Origin of the sequence: Mycobacterium tuberculosis complex sp. N0072 (genome assembly GCF_030323725.1) — a bacterium.
In the GTDB taxonomy this organism is placed as follows: Bacteria; Actinomycetota; Actinomycetes; order Mycobacteriales; family Mycobacteriaceae; genus Mycobacterium; species Mycobacterium tuberculosis.
Window position 1 is genome coordinate 392,769 of sequence record NZ_CP040689.1, and the last position, 25,820, is coordinate 418,588.

The following is a 25,820-nucleotide window of genomic DNA, read 5'->3' on the forward strand; positions in this document are numbered from 1 at the left end:
GCGGGTAGCTGTCACCTGCCGTTTGCCTGGTGCTCAGCGCCGCGATGCGGTTCGCTCATCGCAGCCACCTACACACAGTGGTGTGCGATGCAGCGTCTTCGGCACTGGGTATCTGGGTGCCACCCACGCCGTCGGTATGGCGCAACTGGGACACGAGGTCGTCGGGGTCGATATCGATCCCGGTAAGGTCGCCAAGCTCGCCGGGGGTGACATTCCGTTCTACGAACCCGGCCTGCGAAAGCTGTTGACTGATAACCTGGCTGCCGGCCGCTTGCGGTTCACCACCGACTACGACATGGCGGCCGATTTCGCCGACGTGCATTTCCTGGGGGTCGGCACGCCGCAAAAGATAGGCGAATATGGCGCCGACCTGCGGCATGTCCACGCCGTCATCGATGCGCTGGTGCCGCGTCTGGTCAGGGCGTCGATTCTGGTCGGCAAGTCGACAGTCCCAGTGGGCACCGCAGCCGAACTGGGACATCGGGCCGGTGCACTGGCACCCCGGGGAGTCGACGTGGAAATTGCCTGGAATCCGGAATTCCTGCGCGAGGGCTTCGCGGTGCACGACACCCTCAACCCCGACCGTATCGTCCTTGGGGTACAAGATGATTCGACGCGCGCCGAGGTAGCCGTCCGCGAGCTGTACGCGCCGCTGCTGGCAGCGGGCGTGCCGTTTCTGGTGACCGATCTGCAGACCGCGGAGTTGGTCAAGGTATCCGCCAATGCCTTTCTGGCGACCAAGATTTCGTTTATCAATGCGATCTCCGAAGTGTGCGAGGCGGCGGGTGCCGACGTTAGCCAGCTGGCCGATGCGCTCGGATACGACCCGCGGATCGGACGCCAATGCCTCAACGCGGGCTTGGGTTTCGGCGGCGGCTGCTTGCCCAAGGACATCCGCGCTTTCATGGCCCGCGCCGGCGAACTGGGAGCCGACCAGGCGTTGACGTTCCTGCGTGAAGTGGACAGCATCAACATGCGCCGGCGCACCAAGATGGTGGAACTGGCCACCACCGCATGCGGTGGCTCGTTGCTGGGCGCCAATATTGCGGTGCTCGGCGCGGCGTTCAAACCCGAATCCGATGACGTGCGCGATTCGCCCGCCCTCAATGTGGCGGGCCAGCTGCAGCTCAACGGCGCCACGGTCCACGTGTACGATCCAAAGGCCTTGGACAACGCCCACCGACTGTTCCCTACCTTGAACTATGCGGTTTCGGTTGCGGAGGCCTGCGAGCGCGCGGACGCCGTGTTGGTGCTTACCGAATGGCGGGAGTTCATCGATCTCGAACCCGCTGATCTAGCCAACCGGGTGCGGGCCCGGGTGATCGTGGACGGCCGCAACTGCCTCGACGTGACCCGCTGGCGGCGGGCAGGCTGGCGGGTGTTCCGGCTGGGAGTGCCGCGATTAGGGCACTGACCGGCGCAGCCAGCGCAAGTACTCTCGGTCACCGAGCAGTTCCAGACGACGCCACAGCACGGGGTTGTCGGCGGACTGGGTGAAATGGCAGCCGATAGCGGCTAGCTGTCGGCTGCGGTCAACCTCGATCATGATGTCGAGGTGACCGTGACCGCGCCCCCCGAAGGAGGCGCTGAACTCGGCGTTGAGCCGATCGGCGATCGGTTGGGGCAGTGCCCAGGCCAATACGGGGATACCGGGTGTCGAAGCCGCCGCGAGCGCAGCTTCGGTTGCGCGACGGTGGTCGGGGTGGCCTGTTACGCCGTTGTCGTCGAACACGAGTAGCAGGTCTGCTCCGGCGAGGGCATCCACCACGCGTTGCGTCAGCTCGTTGAGCGGGATCTGCGCTAGACCGTTATCCGGGTATGCGAGTAGTTGCACATGATCGACACCCAGGACCTGTGCCGCAGCGGCGAGTTCCTCCCGGCGCACCTCACCGAGGTTTCGGTCGGTCCGGCCGAGTGTGGAGGCCTCGCCGTGGGTGAAGCACAATCCTCGCAGCCGCGTTCCCTGCGCCGTGAAATCACCCAATACCGCCCCGAGCCCGAAGGACTCGTCGTCCGGATGGGCGAACACAGCAAGCACTTCGTGTGCGCAGGGGAGACGGTTGCAGCTGTTCATCGATTCACCGTCCGGAGGATCCGTGCGCGCGGGTGGACAGCCGCCGCATATTATGTAGTTCCAATGAGCAATGGAATTATATTCCCAAGGATGACTGGAAATGGCTGGACAGTCCGATCGTAAGGCGGCGTTGTTGGACCAGGTAGCGCGCGTGGGCAAGGCGCTGGCCAATGGGCGGCGATTGCAAATCCTGGACTTGCTCGCCCAAGGTGAGCGCGCGGTAGAAGCGATCGCGACGGCGACCGGGATGAACCTGACCACGGCATCGGCGAATCTGCAGGCGCTGAAGAGCGGCGGGCTGGTCGAGGCTCGCCGCGAGGGGACCCGGCAGTACTACCGGATTGCTGGGGAAGACGTGGCAAGGCTGTTCGCGCTGGTGCAAGTGGTTGCCGACGAGCATCTGGCCGACGTGGCGGTCGCGGCCGCAGACGTGCTCGGTTCGCCGGAGGATGCGATCACCCGTGCGGAGCTGCTGCGGCGGCGCGAAGCCGGCGAGGTCACCCTGGTCGACGTGCGACCGCACGAGGAATACCAGGCCGGCCATATCCCGGGCGCCATCAATATCCCGATAGCCGAACTGGCCGACCGGCTCGCCGAACTAGCTGGCGACCGCGACATTGTCGCCTACTGTCGTGGTGCCTACTGCGTCATGGCCCCCGATGCCGTCCGCATCGCGCGCGACGCGGGGCGGGAGGTGAAACGCCTCGACGACGGAATGCTCGAATGGCGATTGGCCGGACTGCCGGTCGACGAGGGTGCACCGGTCGGGCATGGGGATTGATCGCCCGTGGGGCCGAAGGGAAGTCTACGTTTGGTGAAGCGGCAGCCAGAACTGCTCGTTGCCCAGCATGAACACTGGCAGGACACCTACCGAGCGCATCCGGTGCTGTACGGAACCCGCCCGTCAGAGCCGGGGGTATATGCCGCCGAGGTGTTCAATGCCGACGGCGTGCAGCGGGTGCTGGAGTTGGCGGCCGGTCATGGGCGTGACACCCTGTATTTCGCTGGCCAGGGCTTCACGGTGGTGGCCACCGATTTCAGCGACGTTGCCGTCGCGCAACTTCGCCGAAGTGCCCAAGCGCGCGGGGTCTCCGCGCGGGTGCAACCGATTGTGCACGATCTGCGCCAGCCTCTGCCCGTCAAAACCGGTTCCATTGACGGCGCCTTTGCACACATGGCGTTGTGTATGGCGTTGTCCACCAGCGAAATTCATGCAGTCGTTGCCGAGGTCGGCCGGGTGTTGAGGCCGGGTGGAAAGTTCATCTACACCGTTCGGCATACCGGCGATGCGCACTACGGCGCCGGGCAGGCCCACGGTGACGACATCTTCGAGTGCGCAGGGTTCGCAGTGCACTTCTTCCGCCGTGAGCTGGTAGCGCGCCTGGCTACCGGTTGGGTACTCGAGGAGGTACACGATTTCGAGGAAGGTGAGCTGCCCCGGCGGCTATGGCGGGTCACTGTCACCAAGCCCGCCTAGCCGGCGCTGTGGGATCAGCCGCAGGTGTGCACCGTGTTTGGGGACGGTGGTGATGTTGCGCACCAACGGAGTCTCGCCTTTGGACGGGCCGGCGGCGGTGATGGTGAAGCGGCGGAAAATCTCTTGCAGGATGACCGCTCCCTCGGTGAGGGCGAACCCGAAGCCGAGGCATCGGCGCACACCGCCGCCGAATGGCAGCCAGGTGTTGGGTGCCACGCTGCCGTCAAGGAACCGGCTAGGACGAAACTCTGTGGGTTTGGGGTGCGATACCTCGCTGGCGTGGGCCAACAGGATCGACGTGTTGACCACCGTCCCCGCTGGCAGTCGCCAACCACCGATCTCTGCCGGCGCGGTGACCTTGCGAGCGGTAGAAGCGATGACGGTGTGTCGGCGCATTCCTTCCTTGAGGACGGCCTCCAAGAATCCGTCGTCACCGCCGACGGCAGCCCAGACTACTTGGCTTTGGATTTCCGGAGCATGGGCAAGTTCCCACAACGTCCAGGACAGGGCGGCGGCGGTTGTCTCATGACCGGCCAGCAGCAACGTGATGAGCTGGTCGCGAAGCTCGGCATCGGTCAGCGGCTTAGTAGGCGTGTCCTTGGTTTGCAAAAGTCTGGATAGCACGTCGGTTCGGGCGGTGAGATCGGAATCGATACGGCGGGAGGCGATCTCGCGGTAGAGGATCTCGTCTATCTTGGTTTGGTTATGGAAGAAGCGCTTCCAGGGATTCATCCGCTTGAGCGACGGGTACGGAACGCCCGCGAGAATCGCGGGATGGATGTTTATGATCTGTTGCAGCCGACTAGTCAACTCGGCCTTGACTTTTGGGTCAGTGACCCCGAAAACGACCCGCAGGATGATGTCGAGGGTGAGCGCATTCATGTGGTCAAGACTGTTGATCGTTGCGTGGGGCCGCCAGCGCGTGATGTGTTCACGCGCAACGGAGGCGATCATGTCGCGGTATCCGCGCAGCGCGGCGCGGGTGAACGCGGGCATGAGCAGCGATCGCATCCGCGCGTGTTCGGCTTCGTCGGTCATCAATACCGAGTGCTCGCCCATGACAAAACCAAGGATGTGGTTGCCTTCGCCCGCGTGCAGCGACCTCGGGTCGGCCGCGAAGATCTCTTTGATGTGTTCGGGGCGGGTATAGACCACGAGGTTGTCGGCATATGGGGGCACCCGCAAGGAGAACACGTCGCCGTACTTGCGATGTATCGCTGGCAGGAACCATTCCCGAAACCTCAGGTACAGCACGCTCTGCAGGTAGCGGGGTAGCCGCGGCCCGGGTGGCAGGCCCGTCGTCAACGTGCTTGCCATGGCGGCTCCCTTCTGATAATCAAATGTTTGATGTAAACGAATGCTTATCACGATAGGATGCAGCTGTGCAACAGCAACGCACAAACCGCGACAAACTGCTCGACGGCGCTCTGGCTTGTTTACGAGAACGCGGCTACGGCAACACCAGCTCGCGCGACATCGCTCGTGCGGCAGGGGTGAACATCGCGTCGATCAACTACCACTTCGGTAGCAAGGACGCGCTGCTCGACGATGCGCTCGGCCGGTGCTTTTCGACGTGGAACCAGCGTGTCCAGGAGGCATTCGATCACTCCCGCGCCGCCGGTCCGGCCGGGCAGATCCTGGCGGTACTCGAAGCCACCGTCGATTCGTTCGAGCAGATCCGCCCCGCCGTGTATGCGTGTGTGGAGTCATACGCTCCGGCGTTGCGCTCAGAGGCCTTGCGGGAGCGCCTGGCCGCCGGATATGCCGACGTTCGGCAGCATTCGGTCGATCTGGCTGGCGCTGCGCTTGCCGGTACCGACATAGCACCGCCGGAGAACCTGTCGACCATCGTCTCGGTGTTGATGGCGGTCATCGATGGCCTCATGATCCAGTGGATCGCCGATCCGTCCGCCACCCCGCGATCGACCGAGGTAATCCGAGCGCTTGCCAGCATCGGCGCGGTCGTCACGTCGCAGTTGCGGTGAACCACACGGTCGCCGGATGGTCTGCACTGCGCTTGATGCCGACGTCGATGAAGCCGGCAGCGCCAAGCCACGCGGCGGTGTCGAGGGTGGGGGGCACGCGATAGATCGCGGGATCGAAACGGGCCGCCAGTGGTTGGTCATCGGATATCGATGTAAGGACGAGTCGACCCCCGGGCCGCAGGGCTCGAGCGATGTCGCAAAGGCTGGCGCGGGGATCGGGCCAGAAGTAAAAGTTGTGCACGCCGAGCACCTTGTCAAGGCTGTGGTCGGCAACCGGCAGGGTTACTCCATCGCCGTGATAAAGCGAGATCAGGCCGGCTGCAATGGCTTTCGCGTTGTGATGGGCCGCGATTGCGATCATGGTCGTCGACACCTCGACGCCGCTCACTTGCGCGCCGGCGGCGGCGAGCAGCCCAAGGGTTCGGCCGGGGCCAAAGCCGATCTCGCAAACCCGCTCGCCCGGGCCGGGCGCGAGCAGCTCGACGGCGATGCGATTGACGTCGGCGGTCTCGGCTCGCCAGATCCGTCCCAGTAGGCGGCCGAACGCGCCTGTTGGCCGGGCAGCCTGACTGGATAGGTACCGTCGGGCCGGATGTGTGAGGCGCATGGGGACGACCTTTCGGTTGCAAGCGGTTAGTCCGAAGAAGCTGTGGTGGCCCGAACGACAAACTCGGCGAGGGTCGCAGCGATCGCATCGTCATCGATCACGCCAGGTTGCACGATCGACCAAGGCTCCGGTGACGGGTCGAAGTGAAGATGCACCGCCCACAACGCGCACAACTCGACGATGGTCCGGGCCACCATCGGTGCCGGCCCGGGCAGGATCAGAAGGCCGGCGCGCTCGCGGTGCACTAGGTATGCCTGGACCGCATCGACTTGGGCGTTCCGGCCGGTGCCGAACCAAACCTCGGCGAGGTCGGGTAGCTCGGGGGCACAGCGGTCGACCAGTTTGAGCGCGATCCGGTGCCGGGCCAGGCGGCTGTAGAGGTCGGTGACGATACCGGCGAGTTCTGCTCGCGCGTCTCCAGTCGTCGCACCCGGCGGCAAAGTCGCTCGCAACGCGTGCGTGAGCCGCATGTCGGTGACCTCGCCAGCCAGTCGGGCCGACACCACAGCTGCGATCTCGCCCGCAACGGGAGCGGCCACCGGCAGTTCGGATGCCAGCGGAAGGGCTTCCTGAGCGTCGCCGTAGCGCACCGCCGCCGCGAACAGCGCAGCCTTGCCCTGGGCGTAGCCATACAGCGTGCCTTTGGCCAGGGCGAGTGCGTCGGCCACGTCCTGCACCTGGGTGCGCTGGTAACCGTGGGCGATGAACACCCGCGCCGACGCGGCGACAATCGCGGAAAACCGGTCCGCGGGAATGCTGCGGGCCATGGGCCGATAATAGTTTGACTGACTCGGTCAGTCACCCCAAGACCTTGCGCAAGACTGCGGCGGAATCTAATATTCCAAAGATATATGGAACTCGATGCGAAGGAATCAGGCTCATGAGCAAGACGGTTCTCATCCTTGGCGCGGGTGTCGGCGGCCTGACCACCGCCGACACCCTCCGTCAACTGCTACCACCTGAGGATCGAATCATATTGGTGGACAGGAGCTTTGACGGGACGCTGGGCTTGTCGTTGCTATGGGTGTTGCGGGGCTGGCGGCGGCCTGACGACGTCCGCGTCCGCCCCACCGCGGCGTCGCTGCCCGGTGTGGAAATGGTTACTGCAACCGTCGCCCACATTGACATCGCGGCCCAGGTAGTGCACACCGACAACAGCGTCATCGGCTATGACGCGTTGGTGATCGCATTAGGTGCGGCGCTGAACACCGACGCCGTTCCCGGACTGTCGGACGCGCTCGACGCCGACGTCGCGGGCCAGTTCTACACCCTGGACGGCGCGGCTGAGCTGCGTGCGAAGGTCGAGGCGCTCGAGCATGGCCGGATCGCTGTGGCTATCGCCGGGGTGCCGTTCAAATGCCCAGCCGCACCGTTCGAAGCGGCGTTTCTGATCGCCGCCCAACTCGGTGACCGCTACGCCACCGGAACCATACAGATCGACACGTTCACGCCTGACCCGCTGCCGATGCCCGTTGCAGGTCCCGAGGTCGGCGAGGCTTTGGTCTCGATGCTCAAGGATCACGGTGTCGGCTTCCATCCTCGCAAGGCCCTAGCTCGCGTCGATGAGGCCGCAAGGACGATGCACTTCGGTGACGGCACGTCCGAACCGTTCGATCTGCTTGCCGTGGTCCCCCCGCACGTGCCCTCCGCCGCGGCGCGGTCAGCGGGTCTCAGCGAATCCGGGTGGATACCCGTGGACCCGCGCACCCTGTCCACTAGCGCCGACAACGTGTGGGCCATCGGCGATGCGACCGTGCTGACGCTGCCGAATGGCAAACCGCTGCCCAAGGCTGCCGTGTTCGCCGAAGCCCAGGCCGCAGTTGTCGCCCACGGCGTCGCCCGCCATCTCGGTTACGACGTAGCTGAGCGCCACTTCACCGGCACGGGCGCCTGCTACGTCGAGACCGGTGATCACCAGGCAGCCAAGGGCGACGGCGATTTCTTCGCTCCGTCGGCGCCCTCGGTGACGCTGTACCCGCCGTCGCGGGAGTTTCACGAGGAGAAGGTCGCACAAGAACTGGCCTGGCTGACCCGCTGGAAGACGTGACACGCCGGTGGGCGCGGCCCCCTACCACGGCTCCTACCGGCGCCCCTGAAACACCAGACTGTGGATAACCGCTGTTGCGCAAGCCTGCTAGTAGCCTCGCCAAGGTGGACTACTCGTCGGCATACCTGGAGCAGACCCACGCCTTCGGCGAACTGATCCGCAACGTCGATCAATCCACCCCGGTGCCGACCTGCCCGGGCTGGAGCCTGGGTCAACTATTCCGCCACGTCGGGCGCGGGGACCGCTGGGCGGCGCAGATTGTCCGCGATCGACTCGACCATTTCCTCGATCCACGCAGCGTCGAGGGCGGTAAGCCACCGCCGGACCCCGACGACGCGATCTCCTGGCTGTACGGCGGGGCGCGGCTGCTGGTCGACGCTGTGGAACAAACGGGTGTGGAAACGCCGGTGTGGACCTTCCTCGGACCGCGCCCGGCGGGCTGGTGGGTTCGGCGGCGGCTACACGAGGTCGCAGTGCACCGCGCCGACGTGGCGATCACCGTCGGGGGCGAATTCACACTGGAACCGAACGTGGCAGCCGACGGGATCAGCGAATTCCTGGAGCGCATAGCGGTCCAGGCCGGCAGCGGCGGCACGCCATTACCGCTCGAAGACGACGACACCTTACATCTGCACGCCACCGATCCGGGGCTTCTTGAAGCCGGCGAATGGACGGTTCGTCGCGACGAGCGCGGCGTCACCTGGTCGCATCGGCACGGAAAGGGTGCCGTGGCACTGCGTGGCGGCGCCACCGAGCTGCTGCTGGCGATGGTGCGCCGACTCTCGGTTGCCGACACCGGCATCGAGCTGTTGGGGGATGCCGGGGTATGGCAAAAATGGCTGGATCGCACGCCGCTGTAGCCGCCGCACACGGTAACTTTCAGACCATGACCACATCGGAGATCGCTACCGTGCTGGCCTGGCACGACGCCCTCAATGCCGCCGACATTGAGACCCTCGTGGCGTTGTCTACTGACGACATCGACATCGGTGACGCGCACGGGGCTGTACAGGGCCACGATGCGCTGCGCGGGTGGGCCAGCTCGCTCACCACAACCGCAGAACTTGGCCGCATGTACGTGCACCACGGAGTCGTGGTCGTCGAACAAAAGATCACCAGCGGCGAAGATCCGGGCATCGCCAGGACCGGCGCCGCGGCGTTCCGTGTGGTCCAAGACCACGTCGCATCGGTTTTCCGGCACGAAGACTTGGCGTCGGCGCTGGCGGCCACCGAACTCACCGAGGACGATTTGGTCGATTGAGGTCGGCGAACGGCAGTTAGGAGCCAGTTATGCGCGGGATCATCTTGGCCGGCGGTTCGGGCACCCGGCTGTACCCGATCACCATGGGGATCAGCAAGCAGCTGCTGCCGGTCTACGACAAACCGATGATCTACTACCCGCTCACCACGCTGATGATGGCTGGGATCCGAGACATTCAGTTGATCACCACCCCGCATGACGCGCCCGGCTTTCATCGACTCCTGGGCGACGGCGCGCACTTGGGAGTGAACATCAGCTACGCCACCCAGGATCAGCCTGACGGTCTGGCGCAGGCGTTCGTCATTGGCGCCAACCACATCGGCGCCGATTCGGTGGCATTGGTGTTGGGGGACAACATCTTCTACGGCCCAGGTCTGGGGACCAGCCTGAAGCGCTTCCAATCCATCAGTGGTGGAGCAATTTTCGCCTATTGGGTAGCCAACCCGTCGGCCTATGGTGTCGTTGAGTTCGGCGCCGAGGGCATGGCGCTGTCTCTGGAGGAGAAGCCGGTGACCCCGAAGTCGAATTACGCGGTGCCGGGCCTGTATTTCTATGACAACGATGTGATCGAAATCGCCAGGGGTTTAAAGAAATCAGCGCGCGGGGAGTACGAGATCACCGAGGTCAACCAGGTCTACCTCAATCAGGGTAGGTTGGCGGTCGAGGTGCTGGCCCGCGGGACAGCGTGGCTGGACACCGGGACATTCGACTCGCTGCTGGACGCCGCCGATTTCGTCCGGACCCTGGAGCGTCGGCAGGGCCTGAAGGTCAGCATCCCCGAAGAAGTGGCGTGGCGCATGGGCTGGATCGACGACGAGCAGCTGGTGCAGCGAGCCCGTGCTCTGGTCAAGTCCGGATATGGTAACTACCTGCTGGAGTTGTTGGAGCGCAACTGATTTCGGCGGGTTATTGTCGGTGATTATGGAACCCCCTGGTAGCCCGTCCTGGATGAGCAGCCCACCGGACCAGCCATTGCCGAACAGCCCGCCGTTGGCGCCGTTGGCGATCAGCGGGCCCCAACAGCGCCTGGGTCGGCGCATCGGCGGTGGTCTCGGCGCTGGCACACGAGCCCGCACCCACGTTCAGGTTCTGTGCAAACTGGCCATGGAACGCCGCCGCCTGATTGTTGAGGGAGTGATGCCGCCGACCGTGTGCGGAAATCAGTGCCGCGACGGCCGCCGACACCTCGTCTTCGGCCGCCGCCAGCACGCGGGTCTTGTGGCGCTTCGGCGGGAAGTTGCTGATCCGAGATGCTGGCGGCTGGTTTCCTTGTGGTGGCCTGGCCGGGTGGTGGCGCACAGTGGGCCCGGTGGGGTCGCGGCCGGCCGGGCAAGAACGCTGCGCCCTGGCCGGGCCATGAGCGGAGCCGGCAAGCTCGACGGCGCCCGGCATGCGCGGTGCAAGAACCCCATGGACCGCACCGAGTGCCGTGCTCGCCCTCGGCGGCTACCGAGCCGGTGTCTCCCTAGTCATCCACGTTATCCACAGCGCCTTGGGTTACCGGGCGCCGGTCGGGTAGCGATGGTAGTATCGAAAGTATGTTCGATCAGGTGCGGGGGCGCATGCCTTCACCGGAGGCGATCGCTCATTTTGATGAGCGGTTTGAATGCCATGCTCCGCGGACCACGAGGGTGTCGGCGGCGTTCATCGATCGGATCTGCTCGGCGACTCGGGCCGAAAACCGGGCCGCTGCGGCGCAGTTGGTGGCGTTGGGGGAGTTGTTCGCCTATCGGTGGTCGCGTTGCGGGGGCCGCGAGGAGTGGGTGATGGACACCATGGCGGCGGTGGCCGCCGAGGTGGCGGCGGCGTTGCGGATCAGTCAGGGTCTGGCGGCCAGCCGGTTGCGGTATGCACGGGCGATGCGTGAGCGGCTGCCTAAGACGGCTGAGGTGTTTAGCGCCGGCGACATCGGCTATCTGATGTTTGCCACGATTGTGTATCGCACCGACTTGATCGTTGACCCTGATGTTTTGGCGGCGGTGGATGCGCAGTTGGCCGCCAATGTGGCGCGTTGGCCCTCGATGACCAAGGCCCGCCTGGCTGGGCAGGTCGATAAGATCGTGGCGCGTGCCGATGCCGATGCGGTGCGGCGGCGCAAGGAGTATCGGGCCCAGCGCCAGTTCTGGGTCGGGGAAAGCCAAGACGGTGTGTGCCAGATCGGTGGCAGCCTGTTGGCCGTCGACGCACACGCCCTCGATGCGCGGTTGAGCGCGTTGGCGGGCACCGTGTGTGAGCACGATCCGCGCAGCCGTGAGCAGCGCCGCGCGGACGCGTTGGGGGCGTTGGCGGGCGGGGCCGATCGGCTGGGCTGTGGCTGTGGGCGCGCTGATTGTGCGGCCGGGAAGCGGCCTGCGGCCCCGCCGGTGGTGATTCACCTGATCGCCGAGGCGGCCACGATCAATGGCACGGGCTCGGCGCCGGCATCGCAGATGAACGCCGACGGGCTGATCACCGCCGAACTGGTGGCCGAGCTGGCCAAGACGGCCACGCTGGTGCCGCTGGTTCATCCCGGCGATGCGCCGCCCGAGCCGGGGTATGCGCCGTCGAAAGCGCTCGCCGATTTCGTTCGCTGCCGGGATCTGACGTGTCGCTGGCCCGGCTGTGATGAGCCCGCCACCAATTGCGACCTGGATCATACGATCCCGTATGCCGCTGGTGGGCCCACCCATGCGTCGAACCTGAAATGTTACTGCCGTACCCATCACCTGGTGAAAACGTTTTGGGGATGGCGTGATCAACAGCTACCCGACGGCACCCTGATTTTGACCTCCCCGTCCGGGCATACCTATGTCAGCACCCCGGGCAGTGCGCTGCTGTTCCCCAGCTTGTGCCACTTCAGCGGCGGCATCCCGGCACCGGAAGCCGACCCACCCTACGACCATTGCGACCAGCGCACAGCGATGATGCCCAAACGCCGGCGCACCCGCGCCCAAGACCGGGCCTATCGCATCGCCACCGAACGTCGACAAAACCACGCCGCCCGCCAGCGCGCCCAGGTGCTCACCCAGACCGCCGCGGCCACCGACACCCACGGCCCACCACCGGATCCCAACGACGACCCACCGCCGTTTTGATGTGGAACGGCCTGTCAAGTGGCCGATTAGTGCTTGTTGCCTCGGGGTTGTTTGGGGTTTCTGGCTTTGATCCGATGACGGGACCCTGCGGCGCTCCCTCGACGCCGCCGCGCCGGCTTAAGGGCGCCCGGCCGCGCTGCCACCCCCAGGGCATCACGTGCGTCGGCTGCTATTGCCGGTAACTGACCAGGAAGTTACCCAGCCGCTCGATGGCGGCCGCCAGATCGCGGGACCATGGCAGCGTCACCAGGCGCAGATGATCCGGTGCGGGCCAGTTGAACCCGGTGCCCTGGGTGACCAGGATCTTCTCCGACAGCAGCAGATCGAGCACGAGTTGCTCGTCGTCGTCGATGTCGTAGACCTCGGGGTCTAGCCGGGGAAACGCATACAGCGCGCCCGCCGGTTTGACGCACGACACCCCCGGGATCTCGTTGAGCTTGGTCCAGGCGATGTCGCGCTGCTCGAGCAGCCGGCCGCCGGGCAGCACCAGGTCCTCGATGCTCTGATGGCCGCCCAGTGCAACCTGAATGGCATGCTGGGCCGGGACATTTGGGCACAACCGCATATTGGCCAGCAGGCCGATGCCCTCGATGAAGCTGCTGGCGTGCTCCTTGGGTCCGGTGATCGCCAGCCAGCCGGCCCGGTATCCGGCGACGCGGTAGGCCTTCGACAGCCCATTGAAGGTCAGGCACAACATATCCGGGGCGATCGATGCCAGGCTGATGTGCTTGGCGTCGTCGTAGAGGATTTTGTCGTAGATTTCGTCCGCCAACAGCAGCAGTTGATGCTTGCGGGCCAGATCGACCATCTGGGTGAGGATTTCGCAGCTGTACACCGCGCCGGTTGGGTTGTTGGGGTTGATCACGACCAGCGCCTTGGTGCGCTCGGTGATCTTGGATTCCAGGTCGGCGATATCGGGCTGCCAGCCTTGGGTCTCATCGCACAGGTAGTGGACCGGAGTGCCGCCAGCCAGCGAGGTCGACGCCGTCCACAGCGGGTAGTCCGGTGATGGAATCAGCACCTGATCGCCGTTGTCCAGCAGGGCTTGCAGCGTCATCGTGATCAGCTCGGAGACCCCGTTACCCAGGTAGACGTCGTCCACGTCGAATCGGGGAAATCCGGGCACCAGCTCGTAGCGCGTGACCACCGCACGCCGGGCCGACAGGATGCCCTGCGAGTCGGAGTACCCCTGCGCGTAGGGCAGCGCCTGGATGATATCGCGCATGATCACGTCGGGTGCTTCGAAGCCGAACGGCGCCGGGTTGCCGATGTTGAGTTTGAGGATGCGGTGACCTTCGGCTTCGAGCCGCGCGGCGTGCTGGTGCACCGGGCCGCGGATCTCGTACAGGACGTCCTGCAGCTTGGCCGACTGAGCGAAGGCGCGCTGCCGCTGATGGCTGGCGGTGTGCCAGGGCAGCTGGTGGGTTGTCACGTCCACAATGGTGCCATCGTTGTCCACTGGAATTTGCTGTCAGGTGCCAAATCGTGATCAGCGTTTGCCCGGTGGACGGGCCCCGCGCGCAATGCCCAGCCCTTTCACCGGCGCGGCCGGTGCAGCCGGATCACCGTCGGTTTGCGGCTTTGGCGGTGCGGCGGGCTCCGGTTGCGGCTTTGCTTCGGGTTGCGGCTGGGCTGCTGGCTCGGCGAGCCCAGGAGCCGGGGGAGGTGTCTTTTTCGCCCCGGGCCGCTTGGCGCCGGCGGCAATACCCAGCCCTTTAACGGGCGCGGCGGGCGCAGCCGGGGCCGCGGGCGTTGGGGCCGCTTTCTTGGCGCCAGGCCGCTTGGCGCCGGCGGCCATGCCGAGGCCTTTCACGGGTGCTGCGGGAGCGGCCGGCGCTGGCGCCTGTGGTGCCTCGGCGGGTGCCTCCACGGGCGTCACCGGTGCGGCAGCCTTAGGAGCGGCTTTCGGGGCGCGCTCCTGAGCCTGTTTGGCGGCCGTACCCTTGGCCGGCAGCTGCGCCTTGTCGTGGTCTAGTGATCCGAGTAGCACCTGGGCCACGTCGAGCACCTCGACGCCGCTGCGGCCGGCTTCTTCCTGCCGATCGTTCACACCGTCGGTGACCATCACCCGGCAGAATGGGCACGCGGTGGCGATTGCGGTGGCATCGGTGGCCAGCGCCTCATCGACGCGTTCATGGTTGATCCGCTTGCCGATGTGTTCTTCCATCCACATGCGGGCGCCGCCTGCGCCGCAACAAAAGCTGCGGTCGGCATGGCGCGGCATCTCGGTCAGGCTGGCCCCCGCGGCACCGATCAGCTCCCGTGGTGCCTCGTAGACCTTGTTGTGCCGACCCAGGTAGCACGGGTCGTGGTAGGTGATGTCCTGAGAAACCGGAGTGACAGGGACCAGCCTCTTGTCGCGCACCAACCGATTGAGCAGCTGGGTGTGGTGCAGCACGGTGTAGTTGGCGCCCAGCTGCCGATATTCCTTGCCGATGGTGTTGAAGCAGTGCGGGCAGGTGACAACGATCTTGCGGTCGACGGTCTCCACACCCTCGAACAAACCGTCCAGGGTCTCGACGGCCTGTTGTGCCAGCTGCTGGAAGAGGAACTCGTTGCCGGAGCGGCGCGCCGAGTCGCCGTTGCAGGTTTCCCCAGCGCCCAGCACCAAGTATTTCACCCCGGCGACGGCGAGCAGCTCGGCGACGGCCTTGGTGGTCTTCTTGGCCTTGTCGTCGTAGGCGCCCGCACAACCCACCCAGAACAGGTACTCGTAGCCGTCGAAGCTGTCGACGTCCTGGCCGTACACGGGGACGTCGAAGTCAACCTCGTCGATCCAGTTGGTGCGATCTGAGGCGTTCTGACCCCACGGGTTGCCCTTGGTCTCCAGGTTCTTGAACAGCACCGACAGCTCGGAGGGGAACTCCGACTCCATCATCACCTGGTAGCGGCGCATATCGACGATGTGATCGACATGTTCGATATCCACCGGGCACTGCTCGACGCAGGCACCACAGGTCACACATGACCACAAGACGTCGGGATCGATAACGCCACCCTGTTCCTCGGTGCCGACCAGCGGGCGAGTCGCCTGCTCCGGTCCATGCCCGGGCACTCGACCGAACCCCGATTCCGGCACGTGATGATGCTCTTGGTGACCGGCCTCGCCGCCCGCGCTGGCATCCTTTTGGCCCAGGATGTAGGGCGCCTTGGCCATCCAATGGTCGCGCAGGTCCATGATGACCAGCTTGGGCGACAACGGTTTGCCGGTGTTCCAGGCCGGGCATTGCGACTGACAGCGTCCGCACTCGGTGCAGGTAGCGAAGTCGAGCATCCCCTTCCAGGTGAAGTCTTCGATCTTGCCGCGGCCGAATACGGCATCCTCGCTGGGATTCTCGAAGTCGATTGGTTTGCCATCGGCTTCGAGCGGCAACAGCGGGCCCAGCCCATCCGGCAGCCGTTTGAACGTGACGTTAATGGGCGCCAGGAAGATGTGCAGGTGCTTGGAATGCAAAACGAGGATCAGGAACGCAAGCATGACCCCGATGTGCAGCAACAGCGCTGTGGTTTCGATGATTTCGTTGGCGGGCTGCCCGAGGGGGCGAAGAATCGCGCCGAATAGCTGCGATAGGAAGGCCCCGTTGCCGTAGGGCAGGGTGCCGTTGTTGACCGCTGAGCCGCGGACCAACACGTAGGTCCAGATGACGTTGAAGATCATCAACAGGACGAGCCACGCGCCGCCGTTGTGCGATCCGTAGAACCGGGAGCTCCGACCGATCTCGCGGGGGTTGCGCAGGATACGGATGATGGCGAAGGTCGTGATACCGAGAAAGACGGCGGTGGCAAAGAAGTCCTGCAGGAAGCCCAACGCGTCCCACCGGCCGATGACCGGGATGTGGAATCTCTCCTCGAACAGCAGGCCGTAAGCCTCGATATAGACGGTGAGCAGGATGAAGAAGCCCCACATGGTGAAAAAGTGCGCCAGGCCCGGGATCGACCATTTCAACAGTCGGCGCTGCCCTAGAACCTCGGAGATCTGGGTCCAGATGCGGGTGCCGAGGTTGTCGGTTCGCCCGCTGGCCGGCTGCCCGGACATGACCAGCTTGTAAAGCCACCAGACTCGCCGCAGAGCGAACACCCCCACCACCGCGGTCATGCTCATGCCCAGTATCAGCCTGATGAGCGTTTGCGTGGTCACGGAAGGTCACCCCAATTCGTAGCACTCAATGGAACCCCTGCATAACCTGCTCATCCTGACATCTGTGCGACTTTCGCCGCGAGAAAGGCTGTCCTAACCTACCGGTCGTCAACGCCTCTCATCTGCGGTTAAGCTCTCCGGGGCCAGCATGGCCCGCAGCATCGACAACATCTCCGACCGGGAGCCAGCGCCCAGCCGCTGGCGTATCCGGGCGACGTGGTGCTCGACCGTCTTCGCTGAGATGAACAGCCGGGCGCCAATGTCGCGATAGGGCATGCCCAGTAGCAGTAGCTCGGCGACTTCGCGTTCGCGATCGGATAGCGGCGAGCCCGCCGGTGGCTGGCGCGGTGCCGGCGGGGTACCGGAAGCTGGTTCCGTGTCGCCGGCCCCGCTGGGGGGCTCGCCGAAATCGTTGCCCAGCTTAAGATCCCGCGCCAACTGCAGCATGGCACCGGACACCCGTGCGTCGGATGTTTGCAATGCGGCCTGACCTGCCAGTCGGGTCGCATCCGACGTCAGGCCGACGTGTGACAGGGACCGCGCCGCCACGGTGACCTCGTCGGCGTCGACGTTTTCGGCCAGGACCCGCAGCCAGGTGCGACCGGCATCCGACAGGGCCTGCGCGAGCGTGCTGTGGGCGACCATTGCACCGAGGGCCTGTCCGTGCGGTGCCACCGATTCCGGCGAATTGGCGAGGATTCCAGCGTGCACTCCAGCCCAATGCAGTGAGTTCGACCACAGGGCGGGGTTGCCCAGCGAATCCAGCAGCGTGAGCGCCTGATCCAGGGTGTGTTGTAGCTGGTCAACCTGGCGCATTCGGGCGGCCGCGACCCACAGTTCACCAAGTGGCAGCAGGGCGAACAGATCGAGCGAATACTCGGCCAGCGCTTCCATCGCCGCATACCAATGCTGTTGCAGCGCACCGATATCGCCGGTGCGACGCGAGATCGCGGTTTGCAGTGCCGCGGCCCACAACGCGTCGCGCCGGTGCAGGTGCGTGCCGGCGCTGGCCGCCGCGACGTCCGCGCTTGCCGACGGCAATTGCCCCTCTTGCATTTTGATCCAGCCGGAAAGCAGCAGGTGCCGACGCTGGAACAGCGGGTCGGCGCCGGCTCGCACGGCACGCCCGATCACACTGCGGGCGCGGACCTGATCGCCGGCGTGTATCGCGGCCAAGGTAACCAGCGCTGCCGGGCTGTCCGGAATGACTTGGCTGAGCGATTGTTCGGTGGCAATGGCTTGGCCCAGTTTTGCCATCGCGACCGGATACGGCTGATCCATGGTCAGCAGCAGCCCCTCGGCGAGGTTGCGCGCGCAACGCGCTGCCATCGTCGGTGGACCGGCATCCTTGAGTCGCAGGGTGGCACGCGCCGTCGCCAGGTCGCCGTTCGCGGCGAACACGATCGTGGCGGCCGAGCTCACCATCGTGTCCGGGTGTGGGCCCAGCCAGCCGAACAACTCGGCTGCGTGTCCCGTGTTGCCGTCGTGGACCGCGACGCTGGCCGCAACCCGCACCGCGGCAGCGCGTTCGGTGGCATCCGGGGAGCTGAGCAGATCGTCGGCTAGTGTTGCCGCGGCCGTACAGTCGCCGGTGCGGGCCAGTGCGTCGGCCAGGCGGACCGTCAATCCTTTGGCGCCGGCATGGACCGCGGCGCGGTACAGCCGTGCGCAACGGACCGAAGCGTCGCGGGTGTCCGCGGCGTACCGCGTGAGGATGTCCGCCAGCCGCTCGTCGCGCAGCCCGTGTTCGGCCAGTCGCAGCGCTAGCTCCGCCGACACCGGCGAGATATCGAGTTGTGAGCGTAACAGCGAGGTTTCGACCTCGTGGTGGTGTGCATTGCCGACGATCTGAGCGATCGCATCATGGACTGACTGCAGAAACGCCGCGGTGTGTGACGACTCGATCAGTCCGCTGGCGTGCGCACGATCGACCAATCCGCGGGCATCCGTTACCGAAATCCCAAGTGCAGCAGCTACATCGCTGACCCCTAGCTCGTGGGTTAGCGACATCATGAGCAGGGTGTCCAGAGTGGGTTCGTCGAGGCGGCGCAGCCGCTCGATGAGGGCCACCTTGGCCGCTTGCGCGGGAGCCTGTGCCCTGGCGGAAACCGCATGAATGAGGAACGGCAGTCCCGCGGTGCAATCTCGCAGGTGCTCGGCAACCGGAAGTGGACCGAGCGAGATTCGTGGCCGGTCCCGTTCGAGCGCCATCGTCAGGGCTCGTAGTGCCCGGTGGTGCTCGCGGGCTTCCGCGGCCGCCACCACCGTCAGCCGTGAATCGGCCACGCGCTCGGTGAGCCGGAGCAATTCGGTATCGGTGAGCAACTGGGCGTCGTCGATGACGAGCGCGGTCTCCGGCGGTTCGCCGTCTGGCGGCGGGCATGCCAGCACGGTGAGTCCCGAGCGGCGCAGTGTGTCGCGGGCGGCAGCCAGAACGGTGGTCTTGCCCGTTCCGATGCCCCCGGTGATCAGGACCTTGACCGGTACCGTCGGGGCATTCGCGAGTTCCAGGAGGGCACGGCGTGCTGCCGGCGGGACCTCGGTGAGGGAATCGGTCACCGATGCGTCGTATGCTTGGCCACGGTTCTTGCACCCCCTGTGCTGCACGGCTGGTCGGCGGCGGCTCCCTCACCATAGCCCCAGCCCGTCCCGCAGCCCCGCATTTCCCCTAATGCGGCCATCCCCTAACGGCGCCCCGGGGCCGGCGGGTTCCGCACCGAACACGGACGCGGCCTCAACCGATAGCATCGTGCTAACACGGGACTAACGGGGGTGGGGCAAGGAGGCGGGTAGTGGCAAACTCGTTGCTCGACTTTGTCATCTCGCTTGTGCGCGACCCGGAAGCGGCCGCACGTTACGCCGCGAACCCCGAGCGGTCGATCGCCGAAGCTCACCTTACCGACGTGACCAGAGCGGATGTGAACAGCCTGATCCCGGTGGTGTCGGATTCGTTGTCGATGTCCGAACCCATCGGAGCCGCTGGCGGGGCACACGCTGGCGATCGTGGCAACGTTTGGGCGAGCGGCGCGGCCACGGCTGCGCTTGATGCGTTCGCCCCACACGCCGATGCGGGTGTTGTCCAACAGCACGGTGCGGTCGGCAGCGTTCTCAACCAGCCGACCCCACCCGGACCGGGCGTGACACCCACCGATCCGCGCCCCTTCCGAGCCGGTCCACATGAGACGTCGGCGCTGCTCACGAGCGCTGAAATACCCGACACGACCAGCGAGGACGGGGGATTGCCGACAGACCATCCGGCTGTCTGGAACCACCCGGTCGTTGACCCACATACCGTCGAGCCCGATCATCACGGCTACGACATCCACGGATAAGTTCCGGACCGGCGTAGGGGTGCCCCATTTCCCCTAATCCCCTAACGCGGCGGCCAGGCCGATCCCGATAGGTGTTTGGCCGGCTTGCGGATCAGACCCCGATTTCGGGGTGAGGCGGAATCCATAGCGTCGATGGCACAGCGCCGGTCACGCCGGCGAACAGCTTCTTCGATTGAAGGGAAATGAAGATGACCTCGCTTATCGATTACATCCTGAGCCTGTTCCGCAGCGAAGACGCCGCCCGGTCGTTCGTTGCCGCTCCGGGACGGGCCATGACCAGTGCCGGGCTGATCGATATCGCGCCGCACCAAATCTCATCGGTGGCGGCCAATGTGGTGCCGGGTCTGAATCTGGGTGCCGGCGACCCCATGAGCGGATTGCGGCAGGCCGTCGCCGCTCGGCATGGCTTTGCGCAGGACGTCGCCAATGTCGGCTTCGCCGGTGACGCGGGCGCGGGGGTGGCAAGCGTCATCACGACCGATGTCGGTGCGGGCCTGGCTAGCGGACTGGGTGCTGGGTTCCTGGGTCAGGGTGGCCTGGCTCTCGCCGCGTCAAGCGGTGGTTTCGGCGGTCAGGTCGGCTTGGCTGCCCAGGTCGGTCTGGGTTTTACTGCCGTGATTGAGGCCGAGGTCGGCGCTCAGGTTGGTGCTGGGTTAGGTATTGGGACGGGTCTGGGTGCTCAGGCCGGTATGGGCTTTGGCGGCGGGGTTGGCCTGGGTCTGGGTGGTCAGGCCGGCGGTGTGATCGGTGGGAGCGCGGCCGGGGCTATCGGTGCCGGCGTCGGCGGTCGCCTAGGCGGCAATGGCCAGATCGGAGTTGCCGGCCAGGGTGCCGTTGGCGCTGGTGTCGGCGCTGGTGTCGGCGGCCAGGCGGGCATCGCTAGCCAGATCGGTGTCTCAGCCGGTGGTGGGCTCGGCGGCGTCGGCAATGTCAGCGGCCTGACCGGGGTCAGCAGCAACGCAGTGTTGGCTTCCAACGCAAGCGGCCAGGCGGGGTTGATCGCCAGTGAAGGCGCTGCCTTGAACGGCGCTGCTATGCCTCATCTGTCGGGCCCGTTAGCCGGTGTCGGTGTGGGTGGTCAGGCCGGCGCCGCTGGCGGCGCCGGGTTGGGCTTCGGAGCGGTCGGGCACCCGACTCCTCAGCCGGCGGCCCTGGGCGCGGCTGGCGTGGTGGCCAAGACCGAGGCGGCTGCTGGAGTGGTTGGCGGGGTCGGCGGGGCAACCGCGGCCGGGGTCGGCGGGGCACACGGCGACATCCTGGGCCACGAGGGAGCCGCACTGGGCAGTGTCGACACGGTCAACGCCGGTGTCACGCCCGTCGAGCATGGCTTGGTCCTGCCCAGTGGCCCCCTGATCCACGGCGGTACCGGCGGCTATGGCGGCATGAACCCGCCAGTGACCGATGCGCCGGCACCGCAAGTTCCGGCGCGGGCCCAGCCGATGACCACGGCGGCCGAGCACACGCCGGCGGTTACCCAACCGCAGCACACGCCGGTCGAGCCGCCGGTCCACGATAAGCCGCCGAGCCATTCGGTGTTTGACGTCGGTCACGAGCCGCCGGTGACGCACACGCCGCCGGCGCCCATCGAACTGCCGTCGTACGGCCTTTTCGGACTACCCGGGTTCTGATTCGCGAGCCGATTTCACGAACCGGTGGGGACGTTCATGGTCCCCGCCGGTTTGTGCGCATACCGTGATCTGAGGCGTAAACGAGCGAGAAAGTGGGGCGACACGGTGACCCAGCCCGATGACCCACGTCGGGTCGGTGTGATCGTCGAACTGATCGATCACACTATCGCCATCGCCAAACTGAACGAGCGTGGTGATCTAGTACAGCGGTTGACGCGGGCTCGCCAGCGGATCACCGACCCGCAGGTCCGTGTGGTGATCGCCGGGCTGCTCAAACAGGGCAAGAGTCAATTGCTCAATTCGTTGCTCAACCTGCCCGCGGCGCGAGTAGGCGATGACGAGGCCACCGTGGTGATCACCGTCGTAAGCTACAGCGCCCAACCGTCGGCCCGGCTTGTGCTGGCCGCCGGGCCCGACGGGACAACCGCAGCGGTTGACATTCCCGTCGATGACATCAGCACCGATGTGCGTCGGGCTCCGCACGCCGGTGGCCGCGAGGTGTTGCGGGTCGAGGTCGGCGCGCCCAGCCCGCTGCTGCGGGGCGGGCTGGCGTTTATCGATACTCCGGGTGTGGGCGGCCTCGGACAGCCCCACCTGTCGGCGACGCTGGGGCTGCTACCCGAGGCCGATGCCGTCTTGGTGGTCAGCGACACCAGCCAGGAATTCACCGAACCCGAGATGTGGTTCGTGCGGCAGGCCCACCAGATCTGTCCGGTCGGGGCGGTCGTGGCCACCAAGACCGACCTGTATCCGCGCTGGCGGGAGATCGTCAATGCCAATGCAGCACATCTGCAGCGGGCCCGGGTTCCGATGCCGATCATCGCAGTCTCATCACTGTTGCGCAGCCACGCGGTCACGCTTAACGACAAAGAGCTCAACGAAGAGTCCAACTTTCCGGCGATCGTCAAGTTTCTCAGCGAGCAGGTGCTTTCCCGCGCGACGGAGCGAGTGCGTGCTGGGGTACTCGGCGAAATACGTTCGGCAACAGAGCAATTGGCGGTGTCTCTAGGTTCCGAACTATCGGTGGTCAACGACCCGAACCTCCGTGACCGACTTGCTTCGGATTTGGAGCGGCGCAAACGGGAAGCCCAGCAGGCGGTGCAACAGACAGCGCTGTGGCAGCAGGTGCTGGGCGACGGGTTCAACGACCTGACTGCTGACGTGGACCACGACCTACGAACCCGCTTCCGCACCGTCACCGAAGACGCCGAGCGCCAGATCGACTCCTGTGACCCGACTGCGCATTGGGCCGAGATTGGCAACGACGTCGAGAATGCGATCGCCACAGCGGTCGGCGACAACTTCGTGTGGGCATACCAGCGTTCCGAAGCGTTGGCCGACGACGTCGCTCGCTCCTTTGCCGACGCGGGGTTGGACTCGGTCCTGTCAGCAGAGCTGAGCCCCCACGTCATGGGCACCGACTTCGGCCGGCTCAAAGCGCTGGGCCGGATGGAATCGAAACCGCTGCGCCGGGGCCAGAAAATGATTATCGGCATGCGGGGTTCCTATGGCGGCGTGGTCATGATTGGCATGCTGTCGTCGGTGGTCGGACTTGGGTTGTTCAACCCGCTATCGGTGGGGGCCGGGTTGATCCTCGGCCGGATGGCATATAAAGAGGACAAACAAAACCGGTTGCTGCGGGTGCGCAGCGAGGCCAAGGCCAATGTGCGGCGCTTCGTCGACGACATTTCGTTCGTCGTCAGCAAACAATCACGGGATCGGCTCAAGATGATCCAGCGTCTGCTGCGCGACCACTACCGCGAGATCGCCGAAGAGATCACCCGGTCGCTCACCGAGTCCCTGCAGGCGACCATCGCGGCGGCGCAGGTGGCGGAAACCGAGCGGGACAATCGAATTCGGGAACTTCAGCGGCAATTGGGTATCCTGAGCCAGGTCAACGACAACCTTGCCGGCTTGGAGCCAACCTTGACGCCCCGGGCGAGCTTGGGACGAGCGTGAGCACCAGCGACCGGGTCCGCGCGATTCTGCACGCAACCATCCAGGCCTACCGGGGTGCGCCGGCCTATCGTCAGCGTGGCGACGTTTTTTGCCAGCTGGACCGCATCGGTGCGCGCCTAGCCGAACCGCTGCGCATCGCGTTGGCTGGCACACTCAAGGCCGGAAAATCCACTCTCGTCAACGCCCTTGTCGGCGACGACATCGCTCCGACCGATGCCACCGAGGCCACCCGGATTGTGACCTGGTTCCGGCACGGTCCGACACCGCGGGTCACCGCCAACCATCGCGGCGGTCGACGCGCCAACGTGCCGATCACCCGTCGGGGCGGGCTGAGTTTCGACCTGCGCAGGATCAACCCGGCCGAGCTGATCGACCTGGAAGTCGAGTGGCCAGCCGAGGAACTCATCGACGCCACCATTGTTGACACCCCGGGAACGTCGTCGTTGGCATGCGATGCCTCCGAGCGCACGTTGCGGCTGCTGGTCCCCGCCGACGGGGTGCCTCGGGTGGATGCGGTGGTGTTCCTGTTGCGCACCCTGAACGCCGCTGACGTCGCGCTGCTCAAACAGATCGGTGGGCTGGTCGGCGGGTCGGTGGGAGCCCTGGGCATCATCGGGGTGGCGTCTCGCGCGGATGAGATCGGCGCGGGCCGCATCGACGCGATGCTCTCGGCCAACGACGTGGCCAAGCGGTTCACCCGCGAACTGAACCAGATGGGCATTTGCCAGGCGGTGGTGCCGGTATCCGGACTTCTTGCGCTGACCGCGCGCACACTGCGCCAGACCGAGTTCATCGCGCTGCGCAAGCTGGCCGGTGCCGAGCGCACCGAGCTCAATAGGGCCCTGCTGAGCGTGGACCGTTTTGTGCGCCGGGACAGTCCGCTACCGGTGGACGCGGGCATCCGTGCGCAATTGCTCGAGCGGTTCGGCATGTTCGGCATCCGGATGTCGATTGCCGTGCTGGCGGCCGGCGTGACCGATTCGACCGGGCTGGCCGCCGAACTGCTGGAGCGCAGCGGGCTGGTGGCGCTGCGCAATGTGATAGACCAGCAGTTCGCGCAGCGCTCCGACATGCTTAAGGCGCATACCGCCTTGGTCTCCTTGCGCCGATTCGTGCAGACGCATCCGGTGCCGGCGACCCCGTACGTCATTGCCGACATCGACCCGTTGCTAGCCGACACCCACGCCTTCGAAGAACTCCGAATGCTAAGCCTTTTGCCTTCGCGGGCAACGACATTGAACGACGACGAAATCGCGTCGCTGCGCCGCATCATCGGCGGGTCGGGCACCAGTGCCGCCGCTCGGCTGGGCCTGGATCCCGCGAATTCTCGCGAGGCCCCGCGCGCCGCGCTGGCCGCAGCGCAACACTGGCGTCGCCGTGCGGCGCATCCACTCAACGATCCGTTCACTACCAGGGCCTGTCGCGCGGCGGTGCGCAGCGCCGAGGCGATGGTGGCGGAGTTCTCTGCTCGCCGCTGACGCGTCAGGCCCTCGGGTGTCACAGTGGTGGGCGTGACTGGTGGCGCCAACGCAACGGTGATCAGCCACCGGGTGGAACATGTTTTCGAGCCCAAGGGGCAGCGACGGCAGCTCGGGGCACAAGGGTCATAAGGGCATGCGCTCAGAATGTGTCGACCTTCTCGATGCTGACGAACATGCCATGGCCCGTGCGGTTGTTCGTGAAGCGGGTGCCATCGGTGGTGGCGTCGATGGTCCAGCCCTGCGCTTCATAGGTTCGGTAGTCGATGCTGACGGTGGGGATGGCGCCCAGATTGCCCAACACCCACTGCACGGAGCCGCCGGCGGTGATGTGGATGCCGTTGGCGTGCTCACCATCTCGCAAGGGGGAGTTGGTGAACGGTGCCTCGCAGCCAACGCTGTCCCTATTGATCTGGCAACGCGTCATTCCGGACTTGGTTTCGATGAAGACGTAACCGTTGGAGTCAGGCGGGAGCGGAATGGCGCCGGCCGGCGCGGTCGGGCTGACCGGTGTCGTCGGTAGCGTCGGGGCGGTGGTCCCCGGCGGCGCGGTAGTTGGCCTAGGCGTCGGAAAAGTCGGCTCGGTAGGTCCCGACCCTGGCGAAGCGACCGGCCTGCCGTCGATGGTGGTGTTGCAGCCGGCAACTAGCGCGGTAGCCGCCAGCAGGGCCGCCATACCCCGTGCAATGAGCGATAGCCGCACGCGCTACTCCCCGGAAATCTGAGATATCGGGAGTAGGTTACGCGCGAGGTCCCGCAA

General features: G+C 65.7%; 21 protein-coding genes and 2 pseudogenes. 14 read left to right on the forward strand and 9 right to left on the reverse strand.

Annotated elements, in window-relative coordinates:
- Positions 1-82 precede the first annotated feature (82 nt).
- Positions 83-1,414 (forward strand): UDP-glucose dehydrogenase family protein, encoded by a 1,332-nt coding sequence (locus tag FF952_RS01720; RefSeq protein ID WP_003898400.1) that lies wholly within the window; start codon positions 83-85, stop codon positions 1,412-1,414.
- Here FF952_RS01720 and FF952_RS01725 read toward each other — a convergent pair.
- Positions 1,403-2,074, reverse strand: a complete 672-nt coding sequence (locus tag FF952_RS01725; protein WP_003401643.1) for a PIG-L family deacetylase — start codon at positions 2,072-2,074, stop codon at positions 1,403-1,405. The genes FF952_RS01720 and FF952_RS01725 overlap by 12 nt on opposite strands.
- Positions 2,075-2,174: 100 nt before the next feature.
- Between FF952_RS01725 and FF952_RS01730 the strand changes: the two genes are divergently transcribed.
- Together FF952_RS01730 and FF952_RS01735 are read left to right on the forward strand one after the other, a co-directional pair.
- Entirely contained in the window at positions 2,175-2,855 is a 681-nt protein-coding gene (locus tag FF952_RS01730) for an Rv0324 family HTH-type transcriptional regulator (RefSeq protein ID WP_003401648.1), read from the forward strand.
- Between the two features lie 33 nt (positions 2,856-2,888).
- Positions 2,889-3,551 (forward strand): class I SAM-dependent methyltransferase, encoded by a 663-nt coding sequence (locus tag FF952_RS01735; protein WP_003900903.1) that lies wholly within the window; start codon positions 2,889-2,891, stop codon positions 3,549-3,551.
- Here FF952_RS01735 and FF952_RS01740 read toward each other — a convergent pair.
- Positions 3,519-4,868: a cytochrome P450 gene (locus FF952_RS01740; protein ID WP_003902952.1), complete on the reverse strand. Its 1,350-nt coding sequence runs from the start codon at positions 4,866-4,868 to the stop codon at positions 3,519-3,521. The two genes, FF952_RS01735 and FF952_RS01740, sit on opposite strands and share 33 nt — an antisense overlap.
- A 65-nt stretch (positions 4,869-4,933) precedes the next feature.
- Here FF952_RS01740 and FF952_RS01745 point away from each other — a divergent pair, with 65 nt between their 5' ends.
- Positions 4,934-5,536, forward strand: coding sequence for a TetR/AcrR family transcriptional regulator (locus FF952_RS01745; RefSeq protein ID WP_003401651.1), 603 nt, complete (start codon positions 4,934-4,936; stop codon positions 5,534-5,536).
- Here FF952_RS01745 and FF952_RS01750 read toward each other — a convergent pair.
- Complete coding sequence (locus FF952_RS01750) at positions 5,517-6,143, reverse strand: class I SAM-dependent methyltransferase (protein ID WP_003401654.1); 627 nt, start codon at positions 6,141-6,143, stop codon at positions 5,517-5,519. The genes FF952_RS01745 and FF952_RS01750 overlap by 20 nt on opposite strands.
- A gap of 26 nt (positions 6,144-6,169) precedes the next feature.
- On the reverse strand, positions 6,170-6,910 hold the full coding sequence (locus tag FF952_RS01755; RefSeq protein ID WP_003401656.1) for a TetR/AcrR family transcriptional regulator: 741 nt from the start codon (positions 6,908-6,910) through the stop codon (positions 6,170-6,172).
- A gap of 113 nt (positions 6,911-7,023) precedes the next feature.
- Here FF952_RS01755 and FF952_RS01760 point away from each other — a divergent pair, with 113 nt between their 5' ends.
- The 4 genes from FF952_RS01760 to rfbA all read left to right on the forward strand — a co-directional run bounded on the left by FF952_RS01760 (position 7,024) and on the right by rfbA (position 10,347).
- Positions 7,024-8,190 (forward strand): NAD(P)/FAD-dependent oxidoreductase, encoded by a 1,167-nt coding sequence (locus tag FF952_RS01760; RefSeq protein WP_003904384.1) that lies wholly within the window; start codon positions 7,024-7,026, stop codon positions 8,188-8,190.
- Between the two features lie 104 nt (positions 8,191-8,294).
- Positions 8,295-9,050, forward strand: coding sequence for a maleylpyruvate isomerase family mycothiol-dependent enzyme (locus FF952_RS01765; protein WP_003911158.1), 756 nt, complete (start codon positions 8,295-8,297; stop codon positions 9,048-9,050).
- A 26-nt stretch (positions 9,051-9,076) separates the two neighbouring features.
- Positions 9,077-9,451, forward strand: coding sequence for a nuclear transport factor 2 family protein (locus tag FF952_RS01770; RefSeq protein WP_003401666.1), 375 nt, complete (start codon positions 9,077-9,079; stop codon positions 9,449-9,451).
- 29 nt (positions 9,452-9,480) lie between these two features.
- Entirely contained in the window at positions 9,481-10,347 is an 867-nt protein-coding gene (gene rfbA / locus FF952_RS01775; protein ID WP_003401670.1) for a glucose-1-phosphate thymidylyltransferase RfbA, read from the forward strand.
- 10 nt (positions 10,348-10,357) lie between these two features.
- Here rfbA and FF952_RS01780 read toward each other — a convergent pair.
- Positions 10,358-10,809, reverse strand: a pseudogene (locus tag FF952_RS01780) (PE family protein).
- Here FF952_RS01780 and FF952_RS20875 point away from each other — a divergent pair.
- Positions 10,759-10,876, forward strand: a pseudogene (locus FF952_RS20875) (hypothetical protein); the annotation flags it as partial. The pseudogenes FF952_RS01780 and FF952_RS20875 overlap by 51 nt on opposite strands.
- A 113-nt stretch (positions 10,877-10,989) precedes the next feature.
- On the forward strand, positions 10,990-12,525 hold the full coding sequence (locus tag FF952_RS01785) for an HNH endonuclease signature motif containing protein (RefSeq protein WP_096362006.1): 1,536 nt from the start codon (positions 10,990-10,992) through the stop codon (positions 12,523-12,525).
- A 169-nt stretch (positions 12,526-12,694) separates the two neighbouring features.
- Here FF952_RS01785 and FF952_RS01790 read toward each other — a convergent pair whose 3' ends face one another.
- From FF952_RS01790 to iniR, 3 genes are all read right to left on the reverse strand, one after another.
- The gene (locus FF952_RS01790; RefSeq protein ID WP_003401733.1) at positions 12,695-13,984 is read right to left on the reverse strand and encodes a pyridoxal phosphate-dependent aminotransferase; all 1,290 of its coding nucleotides are present in this window, start codon (positions 13,982-13,984) and stop codon (positions 12,695-12,697) included.
- 30 nt (positions 13,985-14,014) lie between these two features.
- On the reverse strand, positions 14,015-16,663 hold the full coding sequence (locus tag FF952_RS01795; protein ID WP_003401734.1) for a (Fe-S)-binding protein: 2,649 nt from the start codon (positions 16,661-16,663) through the stop codon (positions 14,015-14,017).
- 108 nt (positions 16,664-16,771) lie between these two features.
- Complete coding sequence (gene iniR / locus FF952_RS01800; RefSeq protein ID WP_003904387.1) at positions 16,772-19,270, reverse strand: isoniazid response ATPase/transcriptional regulator IniR; 2,499 nt, start codon at positions 19,268-19,270, stop codon at positions 16,772-16,774.
- 185 nt (positions 19,271-19,455) lie between these two features.
- On the opposite strand from iniR, the gene FF952_RS01805 reads away from it, so the two are divergent.
- The 4 genes from FF952_RS01805 to iniC all read left to right on the forward strand — a co-directional run bounded on the left by FF952_RS01805 (position 19,456) and on the right by iniC (position 25,060).
- On the forward strand, positions 19,456-19,995 hold the full coding sequence (locus tag FF952_RS01805; RefSeq protein WP_003401737.1) for an Rv0340 family IniB-related protein: 540 nt from the start codon (positions 19,456-19,458) through the stop codon (positions 19,993-19,995).
- 188 nt (positions 19,996-20,183) lie between these two features.
- Positions 20,184-21,623: an isoniazid-induced protein IniB gene (gene iniB, locus FF952_RS01810; RefSeq protein ID WP_003901837.1), complete on the forward strand. Its 1,440-nt coding sequence runs from the start codon at positions 20,184-20,186 to the stop codon at positions 21,621-21,623.
- Between the two features lie 105 nt (positions 21,624-21,728).
- On the forward strand, positions 21,729-23,582 hold the full coding sequence (gene iniA / locus FF952_RS01815; RefSeq protein WP_031652133.1) for an isoniazid-induced dynamin-like GTPase IniA: 1,854 nt from the start codon (positions 21,729-21,731) through the stop codon (positions 23,580-23,582).
- On the forward strand, positions 23,579-25,060 hold the full coding sequence (gene iniC, locus FF952_RS01820; RefSeq protein ID WP_003401747.1) for an isoniazid-induced dynamin-like GTPase IniC: 1,482 nt from the start codon (positions 23,579-23,581) through the stop codon (positions 25,058-25,060). Before iniA ends, iniC begins: the two co-directional genes overlap by 4 nt.
- Positions 25,061-25,202: 142 nt before the next feature.
- On the opposite strand, the gene FF952_RS01825 is transcribed toward iniC, so the two are convergent.
- A complete protein-coding gene (locus FF952_RS01825; RefSeq protein WP_003401751.1) occupies positions 25,203-25,763 on the reverse strand; it encodes a hypothetical protein in 561 nt (186 codons plus the stop codon).
- Positions 25,764-25,820 lie beyond the last annotated feature (57 nt).

What these genes read in the sequence shown, in the direction of transcription:
- FF952_RS01785 (WP_096362006.1), top strand. Translation starts at nt 10,990, where the DNA reads ATGTTCGATCAGGTGCGGGGGCGCATGCCTTCACCGGAGGCGATCGCT.
- iniB (WP_003901837.1), top strand. Translation starts at nt 20,184, where the DNA reads ATGACCTCGCTTATCGATTACATCCTGAGCCTGTTCCGCAGCGAAGAC.
- FF952_RS01755 (WP_003401656.1), bottom strand. Translation starts at nt 6,910, where the DNA reads ATGGCCCGCAGCATTCCCGCGGACCGGTTTTCCGCGATTGTCGCCGCG.
- FF952_RS01725 (WP_003401643.1), bottom strand. Translation starts at nt 2,074, where the DNA reads ATGAACAGCTGCAACCGTCTCCCCTGCGCACACGAAGTGCTTGCTGTG.
- rfbA (WP_003401670.1), top strand. Translation starts at nt 9,481, where the DNA reads ATGCGCGGGATCATCTTGGCCGGCGGTTCGGGCACCCGGCTGTACCCG.
- FF952_RS01740 (WP_003902952.1), bottom strand. Translation starts at nt 4,868, where the DNA reads ATGGCAAGCACGTTGACGACGGGCCTGCCACCCGGGCCGCGGCTACCC.
- FF952_RS01770 (WP_003401666.1), top strand. Translation starts at nt 9,077, where the DNA reads ATGACCACATCGGAGATCGCTACCGTGCTGGCCTGGCACGACGCCCTC.
- FF952_RS01760 (WP_003904384.1), top strand. Translation starts at nt 7,024, where the DNA reads ATGAGCAAGACGGTTCTCATCCTTGGCGCGGGTGTCGGCGGCCTGACC.
- FF952_RS01750 (WP_003401654.1), bottom strand. Translation starts at nt 6,143, where the DNA reads ATGCGCCTCACACATCCGGCCCGACGGTACCTATCCAGTCAGGCTGCC.
- FF952_RS01730 (WP_003401648.1), top strand. Translation starts at nt 2,175, where the DNA reads ATGGCTGGACAGTCCGATCGTAAGGCGGCGTTGTTGGACCAGGTAGCG.